General features: G+C 46.4%; 7 protein-coding genes. All 7 read left to right on the top strand.

The annotated features are described in order from the left end of the window. The first annotated feature begins 18 nt into the window (after positions 1-18). The 7 genes from ABR189_RS10510 (at position 19) to ABR189_RS10480 (ending at position 13,997) form a co-directional block, all read left to right on the top strand. The gene (locus tag ABR189_RS10510; protein WP_354660439.1) at positions 19-3,294 is read left to right on the top strand and encodes a TonB-dependent receptor domain-containing protein; all 3,276 of its coding nucleotides are present in this window, start codon (positions 19-21) and stop codon (positions 3,292-3,294) included. Between the two features lie 5 nt (positions 3,295-3,299). Further along, positions 3,300-4,457, top strand: a complete 1,158-nt coding sequence (locus ABR189_RS10505; protein WP_354660438.1) for a hypothetical protein — start codon at positions 3,300-3,302, stop codon at positions 4,455-4,457. Between the two features lie 194 nt (positions 4,458-4,651). After that, positions 4,652-6,766: a right-handed parallel beta-helix repeat-containing protein gene (locus ABR189_RS10500; RefSeq protein ID WP_354660437.1), complete on the top strand. Its 2,115-nt coding sequence runs from the start codon at positions 4,652-4,654 to the stop codon at positions 6,764-6,766. A 199-nt stretch (positions 6,767-6,965) separates the two neighbouring features. Then, the gene (locus ABR189_RS10495; protein WP_354660436.1) at positions 6,966-7,547 is read left to right on the top strand and encodes an RNA polymerase sigma factor; all 582 of its coding nucleotides are present in this window, start codon (positions 6,966-6,968) and stop codon (positions 7,545-7,547) included. Between the two features lie 84 nt (positions 7,548-7,631). Further along, positions 7,632-8,843: a FecR domain-containing protein gene (locus ABR189_RS10490; RefSeq protein WP_354660435.1), complete on the top strand. Its 1,212-nt coding sequence runs from the start codon at positions 7,632-7,634 to the stop codon at positions 8,841-8,843. Positions 8,844-8,965: 122 nt separating this feature from the next. Beyond that, positions 8,966-12,358, top strand: a complete 3,393-nt coding sequence (locus ABR189_RS10485) for a TonB-dependent receptor (RefSeq protein WP_354660434.1) — start codon at positions 8,966-8,968, stop codon at positions 12,356-12,358. Between the two features lie 19 nt (positions 12,359-12,377). Beyond that, entirely contained in the window at positions 12,378-13,997 is a 1,620-nt protein-coding gene (locus ABR189_RS10480) for a RagB/SusD family nutrient uptake outer membrane protein (RefSeq protein WP_354660433.1), read from the top strand. Positions 13,998-14,024 lie beyond the last annotated feature (27 nt).

The raw sequence follows: 14,024 nt of genomic DNA, 5'->3' as shown, positions 1-14,024 counted from the left end.
TAAACATTATACAAAAATATGCAAAAAAGCACTTATCTGCTTTATAAAATCAGATCAGCACACCGATTTATGGCTATGCCATTATCTGCAATCGCACTATTTATATTCCTGGCCATCCTGCCCGTAGCAGCTAATAGTCAGAACATGGCTACAATGAAAATATCTGTCAGGGCACAAAATATCCCTATCAAAACCGCCCTGCGGGAGATACAACAACACAGCAAGATTAAGTTCTTTTATGGTAAAGATGTAGATCGCTATGACCATATCAGGGTGAGCCTTTCCGATAAGGAGAGCAGTGTATTACAGGCCATTGAACAGGTGTTGCGGCCTACAAGTCTCCGGTACATACAAAAGGGCGCTCATGTAATGATTGATGAAAAGCCCGGAGGAACTACCACTGCACCTAAACAGGAACAGGACAAAGTTCAGCCCCGGCAACCCGGCCGTATCAGCGGAAAAGTTGTGGATGACCGTGGTGAACCGCTCATCGGTGCTTCTATCCGTATCGCAGGCAATAATAATCAGGCTACACAATCCGCTACAGACGGGAGTTATACCCTCAGCCTACCTCCGGGAACCTATACTTTGGAAATAAGCTATATTTCTTTTCAAACCCAGCGCATTACAGGAGTAGTGGTAAAAGATAACAGCAATACACCGCTCATCGTGTCTATGAAATTAGCCACGAGCACTTTAAGCCAGGTAGTGGTAACATCGGGATATAAAAAAGCATCAGTTGCCGGGTTGTATGCTGCACAAAAGAACATGGCTCCAATCAGCAACGGTATATCGGCGGAGCAGATTGCAGCTACACCAGATCGCAATGTGGGGGAGTCCTTAAAGCGAATTTCAGGAATCAATACAGCGGATAATAAATTTGTTATTGTGCGTGGTATTGGCGAAAGATATAATGCGGCCTCACTCGATGGAACTGCTTTACCAAGTACGGAAGCGCAAAAACGCAGCTTCTCTTTTGATATGATTCCCAATGCTATTGTCGACAATGTTGTTGTTGTGAAGACCGTGACACCCGATATGAACATGGGCTTTGGTGGTGGTGCAATCCAGATTAATACCAGGGACATTCCCACGGAAAACTTTATTACCATTGGTATTGGAACCACTATCAACGATCAGTCTTTTGGCAAAGATTTCCTGAGTCATAAGCGGGGTAAACATGATTATTGGGGATTTGATGATGGCCGCAGGGCTTTCCCCAATAATTTAAAAACAATGTCTAATGAAACGCCTTTGGAAGAACTTGCTGAGCAGAGTAAGCGTTTTACGAACGATAATTTTACGGTGTATAAATACAAAGCAGCACCTGCTCAAAATTACCAGTTCAGCATTGGACAGCTGTTTAAGCTGGAAGATAAAAGACAATATAAATTTGGATTTACCGGAGCCCTGAGCTATCGAAACAACCAAACCATCAGTAATATAGAGGAGATACGGCGCGGAAAATGGAATACCAATACAGCCATTGCGGCAGAGGGAGCATCGTACAATTTTAATACTACGCTGGGGGGGATGCTTAACATGGGTTTACAACTTGGAAAACACCGTTTTAGCCTGCGTAATACTTATACCCATTTGTTTGACAATGCCTTTACAAGGATTAAAGGAGTTAATTCGGATAACGACTTTAACGAGCAGCCCAATCAAATCCGGGAAATGGATGACCCAACATTTACGACATTGGTGCAGAATAAACTGACTGGTCAGCATCAATTACAAAAGATCAAAGTAGAATGGGATTTCGCCCGGACAGCTATTGACCGTAAACAAAAAGATATTGGTATTGCCACCCAGGCGCCTCATGTAATGGGAGAAGACACCTTGTTTTTTTACAGTTATGGCCAATTGTCGGGGCCACGGTTTACACCTGCATCACGACATACCTATTCCAATAGTGAAACGCATTATTCCTGGAACGTATCGGCTTCAAGGCCATTTAAGTTTGGAAATTTTAGCAATACTGTCAAGGCAGGTTATTTTGGAACCCAACGCAAATCCCGGTTTGATTGGAAGATTCTGCCATTGGTCGTGGACGAAAGGGTATTTGACCAGTCGTTAATGTACTTGCCTGTTACAGATTGGTTGAAGCCCGAAAATATCCGTGCTGATGGTTACCTGTTTCTATTAGATGGATGGGGGAATGATTATTACGCGGGGAAAAGCCAAAACCATGCAGGTTACCTGATGTTCGACAATAAACTCAATAACCAATGGCGTCTGGTGTGGGGATTACGGGCGGAATATTATGATTACCAGGAAATCAATAATGGTTCCAACGCAGAAAAGAAAGGTGCAAATGGAGATTTTGAATTACCTGAAGAAAAAAAATGGCAATGGCTGCCTTCAGTAAATCTGACTTACAGTCCCATCAATACACTGAATATTCGTGCTGCTTATTCCAGCACCGTGGTGCGTCCTGAAATGATGGACAATAGCCAATTCTTTCGTTACAGTGCTTATTATGAAGGCTTGGTAGGCAGCTTAGGGCTCAGCAGTACCCGTATCACCAACTGGGATTTCAAGGCCGAATGGTTTCCAGGGTTAGGTGAGGTGCTCTCCATCGGAGGGTATTACAAGTATTTTGACAAGCCCGCAGAAATGATTGCTATGGAAACACTTGATTTTGGATTTCGATATACTTTAAAAAATTCCAATTGGGCCAAGGTATATGGGCTTGAACTGGAAGCCCGGAAAAACCTGGGTTTTATCAGGGATGTGGCTGTATTACGTAATCTCACCGTCTATGGAAACCTGACCTGGCAGCAGTCTAAAGTGGAGGGTTTGTATCAAACAAATGAAAATGACCCTGTTACAGGAAAACCAGTGATGGCATCCATGAAACAGAAACGGGCGCTCTACGGGCAAGCTCCTTACTTATTAAATGGGGGCCTTCAATATCAAAGCGAAAAGTTGGGTTTCAATATTGTCTATAATAAATCAGGGCGAAAAACTTATTTCGTGACAACTTCACCTGCTAATACCGAATATGAGCAACCACGGGAGCTGCTGGATGCACAGATTAGCTATAAATTCTTAAAATCAGGTCTGGAAATCAGGGTGAATGGAGGAAACCTGTTAAATGCAGCCTCCGTATTTTATAACAACAGGGGGAGCTATGAGACAAATCCGGATCATCAGCCAGGATCGTCAGATGGCAGTAATGCACAAAGATTAAAGCCTGGATTTACAGATAATTATGAAGAGGGAGATTTATATACGTTCAGACAGCGGTTTGGAAGAACCTTTGGTGCAACATTAACCTATAAATTTTAAGAAGCATGAAGTGGCAGACGCTTAAAAAGCAATTTATGCTGATGGAAAAAAATTACAAAAAGCACTTATATACAAGAGTAGTGGTATTTATATTCCTGATGATGGCCCTGCAAGCCTGTCAAAAGGGAGAGCTTTTTGAAGCAGTTACTCCAAAAATCGTAGAAGTAACCTTTACTGGTGCTACCTCTTTGCCGTTGGAATTTGTTTACAATAATAACATTATAGCCAGCACAGTGGGACAAAATAACAGCTTTCCCACTCCCTTTAAAATGAATGTTTCAACAGGAGATCAAAAAATACAAGTTCGGGAAAAAGGGAAAACTACCATATTAAGAACCTATCTTATCAATACGGACACTTTCAAGCAGCATTTCGGGATACTGTATGAAGAAGGGGAAATATATGATGAGGCTATAGATTTTAATCTTTTTATTAATCCCCTTGGCAAGGATGTGGAGATTTTTTTAGATGGTAAAATAAAAGATCAAAGTTTATATGGAGGCGCACTTCAGAGCAAATTGACCATTCCATTAAACAAGGAGCAGAAAAGGGAACTCACAGTTAAAATAAAGGGTGAAAAAGAAATCATCCTGACCAGAACAATAACAGCAGCAGATGAAAATAAGACGTTGAAGTTCTTCCTGGACGGAAAAAAGCCAGTACAAAATATAACATTGCCTCCCCTGAAAAACCCAAACGGGATGCTGTTGACCTTTAAACTATTACCAGATGTGGAGTTTGGCCAAACTACTTTTCTCGGTACCGATGTGGATTTTGTTTTTTATTTACGCGATCTGAATACCGATGAGGTAACCAACCTGAGCCCGGAATTTCGGGTAACTGTGCCTGGAAATCAGTCCTTTGTTACCATGGAGCTGCCACCGCTGCCTGACTCGAAATTTTACACTTTTGATATAGTTAAAAAAGGAACCAATGAAGTGGCTTTCAAAGCAAAGGATCCGAACCAGAAAGTAAGCCGGGGATTCGGAAAATATGGTATGTTTTATTTTATGATAGGAGAGTTAAAGTTTATACTCCCGGGAGAAAAATTAATATTTACCCTTGTTCCATATGAGGAACTTGGGGGGGCCAATTTTGACGAGATTTATGTTACACCTTTTATAAGAGATTATCTTAATGATTGGGTCGATATTTCCGAATAATATTACCTCCGGTAAAACCTGATCAGTTGTCAACAGGTTGGTAAAAAGGGCTCCCTCTGCTATAGCTGAGGGAGCCCTTTTTATATCTATTGGGAATGGTGAAGGCCTCTCGTCAAAATAGGGCATATTATTCCGGATAAAAGTATTATTATGTTAAGGAAAGTGATAGCCTGACATCCTTATATCTGTATTTTATGACAGCAGTAATTTTTTACAAAAGCATATGCCGCATACTTTTTGGCATGTTGTTATGCCCACTGTTCTTACCCGCGCAGCAAACATCCTCACCGGTTATTTATGTTTCGCCAAATGGTAATGATGCAAACGTGGGCACGAAATCCCGACCGGTAGCTACGCTGGCAACGGCACTGGATCGCAGCAGGGTGCTCCGTAAAGCACAGATCTGGGATACTCCCCTGGAAATAAGGATTGCCCCTGGTACTTATCCGTTACAAGCTCCTTTGATGCTGACAGCGGAAGATGCCGGTTCTGCTCAATCGCCACTGATTTTTAAAGGAGAAGGAAAGATGGCGCCGGTGATTTCCGGAGGCGTACAGCTCCCTGCATTTGAGAAAGTTAATCCGCAGCTCTGGAAAGTCCGTGTTCCCGCTAATGCAGGAAAGGATCAGGTGCAACAATTATTTGTTAATGGCAAACGGGCCATCCGTGCACGTACGCCGAATATAGAAGCGCCCTGGTTTGAAACACAACGGGTCACGGAAATCATCACGGATACGACCAGCCCGAAAAAACTGGCCCAACAGCGGGTTCGGTTGACAGCAGCGCAGTGGCAGGTCCTGGAAGACATTCCGGATGCAGACCTCCCACAGGTAACGATCTCCGTGCATCATGCCTGGGACCTTACCCGGAAATTTATCCACGGAAGATCTGCTGCGGATTCCAGCATCACCCTGATTGGTGAGCCTATGCAACCATGGAATAAATTAGACAATACCTCCCTGTTCTTTTTTGGAAATGCCCGGAAAATGCTGGATGTACCTGGCGAATGGTGGCAGGATGAAGCACATACAATCTGGTATGTGCCGCGAAGGGGGGAGGAGATCGGACGTGTGACAGCAGTTGTTCCGGTCATTGACCAGTTAATGACGATAAAAGGAGACAGCAGCCGGAAGGCAGCATACATCAGCTTTGAAAACCTTTCTTTTCAATACTGCCGCTATCTCATGCCGGCAACGGGTGATGATCCGCTGCAAGCAGCCGCCAGAGTCCCCGCAGTGATCATGATCGATGATGCGCAACACATCACCTTTAACAATTGTGAAATAGCCCATACTGGTACTAATACCCTGTGGTTCAGAACAGACTGTGCGGATAGTAAAGTGGTGCATTGTTATTTTCATGACCTGGGCGCAGGCGGTGTGCTTATTGGTAATACCACGCTACCGGCAAATGATGCCACCGTTACCCGCAACATTACCATAGATAATAATATCCTCCGTGCAGGTGGGCGGGAATTTCCAACCGGTGTTGGCGTGCTTATTTTCAATGGCCGCGATAATACGATTTCACACAATGATATCTCAGATTTCTATTACACAGGTGTATCAGTCGGCTGGGTATGGGGCTATTCATACAGCCCGTCCCGGGGAAATAAGATTATCTATAACCGTATCTATCATCTGGGCCAGAACCGTTTAAGCGACATGGGAGGCGTATATACGTTGGGGATATCTCCCGGCACCGTTGTGTCCAATAATGTTATCCATGATATTTCTTCTTATGGATATGGCGGATGGGGGCTTTACACCGATGAAGGTTCTACAGGCATCGTCATGGAAAATAACCTGGTATATCGCTGTAAAAGCGCTGGTTTTCATCAACACTACGGGGAGAAGAACATCATCCGGAACAATATTTTTGTTTCACAGGTAAAAGCCCAGCTGGAAGCTTCCAGGGTAGAAGACCATCTCTCTTTTTCCTTTACCAATAATATTATTTATTTTGATAAAGGCAATAGTCTTATAGATAAGCGGGGTTGGGAGCTGGTCCGCTTCAGGTCGGATAGTAACAGTTACTGGAATCCGGTTACGCAAGACATCCGGTTTGGGCAAAAAGATTTTGCCACCTGGCAGCAATCTACCGGGAAGGATATCCACTCTGTGATCGCTGATCCCGGTTTCGCAGATCTTTCCCGCGACGACTACCATATTGGCAACAAAACACTTATGTCGCGCATTGGTTTTACTCCCTTTAACTATGAGGTAGCAGGCGTTTACGGGGAGAATGCCTGGCGGAAACTGGCTGATACCAACAATACACCGGAATATACGTTTAGCATACTGCCCTGATGATCCGGTATTTTACTTTTGGCATTTACGGCTTAATATATGGTGCAACTTATTTCATCTGAAAGCACACCTTGTAAACGGAAGATGCATTTCGTTAGGATTTAAGGAAATTCCTTATTAGTTTGTGCAATGGTATTTTTTTCCACGTTATAGCACTACATGGTAGGCTATCATCTTAGTATTTGCAACCTGAAGCACCATGGAGGAGAAGTATTTAGACAATGAATCCCGTCCATTTCATGAATTATCCGCGGCGGAAACCGAGGAATTCAGCCTTGTTTTTAAGAAGTATTACCCGCGCCTTTGCCATTTTGCATTCAAGATTACGGGATGCAGGGCACTGAGTGAAGATATCTGTCAGGAAGCGTTTATCCGTTACTGGAACTACCGGCATCATATTGCAGAGGAGGAAGAGGCCGTCAGGAGCTATCTTTATATCATGATTCGTAATGCCTGTATCAGCAAATTGCGACATGATAAAGTGGTAAAACGTTATCTGAAGAGCCAGGATGCAGCGGACACGGATGAGATTGGTATCGATCATGCCATAATCCGCTCCGAGGTGGCCGCAGAGATTTACAGCGCATTGGAAAAATTACCACAGGGTTGCCGGCAGGTGGTGCAGATGGCTTACCTGGAAGGTATGAAGAATAAAGAGATTGCCTCCAAACTGGGGGTTTCTGTTAATACTGTCAAAACCCAGCGTCAGCGGGCTATTCACCTGCTCAGGTCTTCGTTGAAACCAGGGGTGCTGGCCCTACTGCTTTTCGGTCCTTTCTGAGGCCGTTTTTTTTCTTTTCACTCTTTTCACCTCTTTTTCCGGTTAAAGCGTCTTAGTACAGTAACAAGGAAACGAATTGCCCATATGGACCCAAGGGAACGTAATGCCTCCAATTTTGAGAAAGCGGAGCTGATACTGAAATTTCTTCGCGACGGGCTGAGCCAGGAAGAGGAAGACAAGCTTCATGCGTGGCTGGCAGAAGATGAGCGAAACCGGGTATTTCTGGAGTCGCTTACGGATGAAGCGTCGCTCGAAGAATGTGTCGACTTTTTAGCAGCCGTGGATGTGCCTGCCGCACTGGAAAAAACACTGGCAAGGATGCAGGGAGGACCTGTAGCCTCCGAACCCGTGAAAGGTGGTCTGCTGCGGCGGATGCCCCGCTGGAAAAGTGCTGCAGCCATATTATTTATACTGGCAACAGGCCTGGTCTTTCTGTGGCGGTATACGCAGCAGCAGGAACCAGCCCCAGTGGCTATTATACAACAGGAGGTGCCGCCCGGTGGCTGGAAGGCGACGCTGCGCCTGGCAGACGGCTCCGTGATTGCCCTCCAGGATACTGGTACCAGTATGGTGAAGACAGGGAACGGCATCCGCATTACTCAGCAGAACGGAGAAGTGATTTATGAAAATACCGGAGCAGGCACTGCTGCTGTACAAGGCCGGTGGAATACCATTTCAACGCCCCTGGGAGGAAAATACAAACTGCTGCTGCCGGATGGGAGCAGGGTATGGCTAAATGCAGGCTCAGATCTGCGTTTTCCCGCAGTTTTTGAAGACTCCCGGCGCGAAGTGGAGCTGACAGGAGAAGCCTACTTCGATGTGGCCCGCAATGAACACGCGCCCTTCCGCGTAAAAGTGAACGGACTCACCGTGGATGTGCTGGGCACACATTTTAACGTGAAAGCATATAGCGACGAGCCGCTGGTACAGGCGACGCTGATCGAGGGCAGCGTAAAAGTGAGCACGCATGCCGGAGCGGAATTGCTGTATCCTGGCAAGCAGGCCAGTCTTGATAAAGCTAAAAAGCAGCTGGAGATAAGAGCGGCCAATATAAAAGATGTGCTGGCCTGGAAAAATGATCTATTCCACTTTTCAAAAGAATCCCTGGAAGACGTTATGCGGAAAATAGGGCGCTGGTATAATGTAGAGATTATTTATAGTGGTGTAGCAACGGATACGAAGTTTTCCGGCATGATCTCCCGTAATGTGCCGCTTTCGCAGGTGTTGGGGATGCTGGAGATGACGGGTGGGGCAAAATTCCGTGTGGAGGGAAAGAAAGTAACGGTGCTTCCATGATAGTATGTAATACAACCAAAATATAAAAAAATCCAGGAGCGGACCAACGCTCCCGGATAATCGTTGATTAGACTTAAACCGGATTGACTAAACCAGATTTTATCTAAAAACATTCCAAAGTTATGAAAGAAGATTCAGATTGCCCCGGCATGCTTTCTTGCCGTTGTAAGAGTCGTACCCAGAAATTCTTTTTAATCATGAAGCTGGTCACTTTTTTTGTACTGGTTGCCGCTATGCAGGTAAGTGCTACGGCCTATTCTCAAAAACTCTCCCTTTCCGCTAAAGGAGCGGAGCTGGAGAAGGTATTTGAGGAAATATACAACCAGAGCGGCTATTTATTTTTGTATACCAGTAAGCTGATGACGAATGCAAAGCCGGTATCCCTGCGGGTGAAGAATGCGTCGCTGGAAAAAGTGCTGGAGCTTTGTTTCAGGGATCAGCCCTTCACTTATTCCATTGTGGAAAAAACAGTGGTGGTAAAACCTATTGTGCAACGGAACACCACACCTGCCCCGCCGGTCATAACGCAGGCAGTGCAGCCTGTTACTGTTGGCGGACAGGTAACGGATGCGGAAACCGGCGAACGGCTTCCCGGTGTCAGTATAGGTCTGAAAGGCACGAATAAAGGTACTTCCACCTCGGAGGATGGTACTTACCAGTTTGTAATACCGGAATCTGAACCGCATCAGGTACTGGTATTTTCCCTGGTGGGTTATACCAGCCGGGAGATAACGCTGAGTGGGCAGTCTACGCTGAATGTTAAACTGACAAAAGATATCGGCAAACTGGAAGAGGTGGTGGTAGTGGGGTATGGTAAGCAGAAAAAGACCAGCCTTACCAGTGCTGTTGCTTCTATTGATACCAAAGAGCTGAGCAAGGCGCCGGTGGCAAATGTCAGCAATGCCCTTGTAGGCCGCCTGCCTGGTCTAATTGCGGTGAATGGCAATGGGAAACCAGGTTCGGGCTCCAGTATTTCTATCCGGGGAGCCAGTACTTTTGGTGATAATAGTGCGCTGGTGTTGGTGGATGGTATCGTTCGTGATTTCCAGTTCATTGATCCCAACGAAATAGAAAGCATTTCCATTTTGAAAGATGCCTCGGCTACGGCTGTATATGGCTCCAGGGCGGCCAATGGCGTAATCCTCGTTACTACAAAGCGGGGCAGCACGGGGAAACCCACCTTCAACTACAACGGCTTCGTGGGCTTGCAGTCGCCCACCCGTTACCCGGATGTACTGAGCGCTTACGAATACGCCGTCATGAAGAATGAGGCGGTAAAGAACATGGGCAAACCTGCACAGTACACTGACCAGGAGCTGGAAGACATACGTACAGGCGTAATTCCCGAAACGGACTGGTATGGCCTTACGATGAAAGACCAGTCGTTCCAGACACAACAGAATATCAGCGTAAATGGTGGCTCCGACGCCATCAAATATTATCTTTCGCTGGGTTACCTTAACCAGGACGGTATGTACGACCGTATCAATTTCAAACGGTACTCTATCCGTTCCAACGTAGATGCGAACATCAACAGCAATCTCACCATCTCCGCAGATTTCGACGCCAGCACGCGGGATCACAAGGGGAGCGCCTACGCAGCGGAAGCCATCTTCTCTGATATTGTGGCCGCCTATCCCATGGACAAGGCCTATAATCCTGATGGTACCATCTATTACACGCATGAACAGCATCCCGTGGAAGAGATCAAAACAGGGTACAATAATACTAAAGTGAATGTGCTGCAGGCCACTTTATCTCTCAAACAAAAGCTGCCTTTCATAGAAGGGTTGTCCGTATCAGGAAAAGCTTCTTTTGGGAAAGAATACTCGAACAATAAACATTACAACGTACCCGTGCTCATGAACCGGCAGGATGCGGAAGGGAATACGCTGGAGATTTATCCGTATGGTGGATGGAATGGTAAAACCGCCCTTAACCAGGGGTTTGATGAATACAATACAATTACCCTGAATGCCGCGCTGAATTACCAACGGACCTTCGGTGAGCATGATGTTAGCGGGTTGTTGCTGTTCGAGCAGTTTGATGCGAAGGCCAACAACTTTTATGCCTTCAGAACCAACTTCCCGGCTAAAGACCTCGATGAATTATTTTACGGAGGAGAAGCGCAGAAGGATGCGAACGGTGGCTCCTTTAACGATGGGCGGCGCAGCGCTGTAGCAAGGGTTAACTACACGTATAAACAGCGTTACCTGTTCGAAGCATCATTCCGCCGGGATGGTTCGGTGGCTTTTCCGGAAAGCAAAAAATATGGCTTCTTTCCTGCTGTTTCCGCCGGCTGGCGTATCGGGGAAGAATCTTTTATCCGCAATAGTGCCGGTATGGGATTCGTGGATGATCTGAAGCTACGGGTATCCTACGGGAAAGTGGGCAATGACCGTAACGTTTATGTTGGAAGAACACCTACGTTCCAGTATCTGCAGGTTTATAATCCTTCCGGTACCCTGGTGTCCGGCAGTGAAGGGCTGACCAGTATTACGCCTGGTATTCTGCCAAATCCGGATGTGACCTGGGAAACAGCTACCATTGCTGATGTGGGCCTGGAAGGCTCCTTATGGAAAAGCAAGCTCCAGTTTGTAGTGGATCTCTTTTACAAACGCACCTCCGACATTCTTCTTAAACGCATCCGCTCCATTCCGGCTACAGTGGGGGCACAGTTGCCGGCAGAGAACTATGCCGTGGTAGACAACAAGGGTATAGAGCTGTCATTAACACATCGCAACCGTATAGGAGCACTGGACTTTTATATTACCCTGAACGGCAGTTATGCCAGGAGTAAAGTGATCACGCTCGATGAGCCTGCCAACATTCCGGACTATCTGTTGCAAACCGGACGGCCACTGAATTTTATCACCGGTTACAAAGCGCTCGGCTACTTCCAGTCGGCCGAAGATGTGGCATCCTATTATCCGCAATTCAATGGAGGTCAGCAACCTGGGGATGTGAAATATGCAGACATCAACGGTGACAAAAAAGTGGACGCCAATGATATCACTATTATATCCATGGACAACAGCACGCCCAAAGTGATTGGTGGCTTGTCATTCGGCGGTTCCATAAAAGGTTTCGACTTTGCGGTGCTGTTCCAGGGCGCCACGAAGGTAAACCGCTTGCTGGACGGTATGGCCAGAACCTTTTTTCAGGGGGGATCCTGGAATAACTTTGTGGACCTGAAAGATCACTGGACACCGGACAATCCCAATGCGCGTTACCCACGGCCATGGGAAGGGCCTCATCCGAATAATTCGCAGAATTCCAGTTTGTACCTGCGCGATGCGAGTTACATCCGTCTGCGGTCTGTAGACATAGGCTATACGTTGCCATCGGCAACCATGAAGCGGATAGGAGTGGACAGGCTACGGGTTTATCTTTCCGGATCCAACCTTTTCCTGATCGACAAACTGAAAATGTTTGATCCGGAGGTAGAAAATCCAAGCGGTTCCTACTACCCACAACAGCGGAGCATGAACCTGGGCGTTAATCTCACCTTCTGACCTTTAATCCACGAGCATTATGAAAAAATTACATCACCATATATTATTGCTGGCCGCCTTGATTTGCATGTGTGCCTGCAAACGCGACTTTTTGCAACGGCAGGCTACCAATGCTATTCCTGAAGAAAATGTGTTTAAAGATCCTGCATTGATGCAGTTGTTTGTCAACAATATGTACCTCGACATACCATCGTTTGACGCTACCTTGTATGATAATATCACCGACGAATCCCGTAGTTACTGGGGTGGCTATCCGCTGAATGTAGTGCAGGGACAGTGGTTTGCCGACAATAATCCCATGGAATACTGGCCCTATGAGGCTATACGGAAGGCTAATATGTTCCTGGAAAAGATTGATGATGCACCTGTAGAAGAAGAGGAGAGAGCCGCGCTGAAAGGGCAGGTGAAATTTCTTCGCGCGATGCATTATTTTAACATGGTAAAAAGGTACGGCGGCGTACCCATCATTACCGAGCCGCAGGAGCTGACGGACGATCTGTTCGTAAAACGGCAGACAACAGATGCGTGTTTTGACTTCATCATTCGTGAGCTGGAAGAAGCCGCTGAACTGTTGCCCAAAACATACGGAGGTGCCACTATAGATGTAGGGAAAGCCAATCAATATTCTGCAAAGGCTTTCCTGGGGAGAGTGCATCTGTTCCGTGCCAGCCCTTTGTTTAACCCTTCCGGAGATGTGGCCAAATGGGAAAAAGCAGCTGCTGCCAATAAAGAGGTGATGGATGCGGACGTGTATGATCTGCACCCGAACTTCCGGAGCATTATGCTGGATAAAAATAACGAAGAAGAGATCTTCAGTGTACAGTTCCTGCGGCCTTACCGCGAACATGGCTGGGATTCCTGGGCTATGCCCGATTCCCGGTCCAAGCAGTCGGCCGTTTGCCGCAGCCCCCTGCAGGAGTTCGTAGATGCTTTTGAGATGAAGAACGGGAAAGCCATCAATGAACCAGGTTCCGGCTACGATGCCACAAATCCATACGTGAACAGGGATCCGCGCTTCGATGCTACGCTGATCGTGAACGGTTCTACCTTCGGCTACCAGGGCTTGCCGGTGTACATGTATGTTGACGCACCGATAGATGGCATCAACAAACCCTATGCTACCATTACCGGTTATCTGATGCGGAAGGGAACGAATGAAAGCAATAAGGATTATTATGGCAACTCCGGCAGTGATCAGAACTGGCAGGAGTTGCGCTACGCTGAAGTGCTGCTCAACTATGCGGAGGCACGCAATGAGGTATTAGGAGCTCCTGATCAAAGTGTGTATGATGCTATTGAACGTATCCGCCAGAGAGCGGGACTAACGCCATACCAGCTGCCTGCAGGACTAAGTAAGACAGTCATGAGAGAACGTATCCGGCACGAGCGGTATATCGAGCTGGCCTTTGAACAAAAACGTTACTGGGATTTGCGGCGATGGAAAATAGCGGCAGACAAGCTGAATGGGAAAACCTTTCATGCTATGTACATCACCCGGCAAAACAACGGTACTTATACTTACGAAGCCAAACCGGCTACGCAGGGACCTTATGTGTTTCAGGAGAAGATGTACTTTATGCCGATTCCACAAAGAGAGATTGAAAAGAATCCCAATCTTGAACAAAATACCGGCTGGTAAAGCCATGTATCATATTTAACGCTAAAC

Source organism: Chitinophaga sp. H8 (assembly GCF_040567655.1).
GTDB classification, from domain to species: domain Bacteria; phylum Bacteroidota; class Bacteroidia; order Chitinophagales; family Chitinophagaceae; genus Chitinophaga; species Chitinophaga defluvii.
The sequence above is the reverse complement of the archived record's forward strand: the minus strand, read 5'-3'. Positions and strand labels throughout refer to the sequence as shown.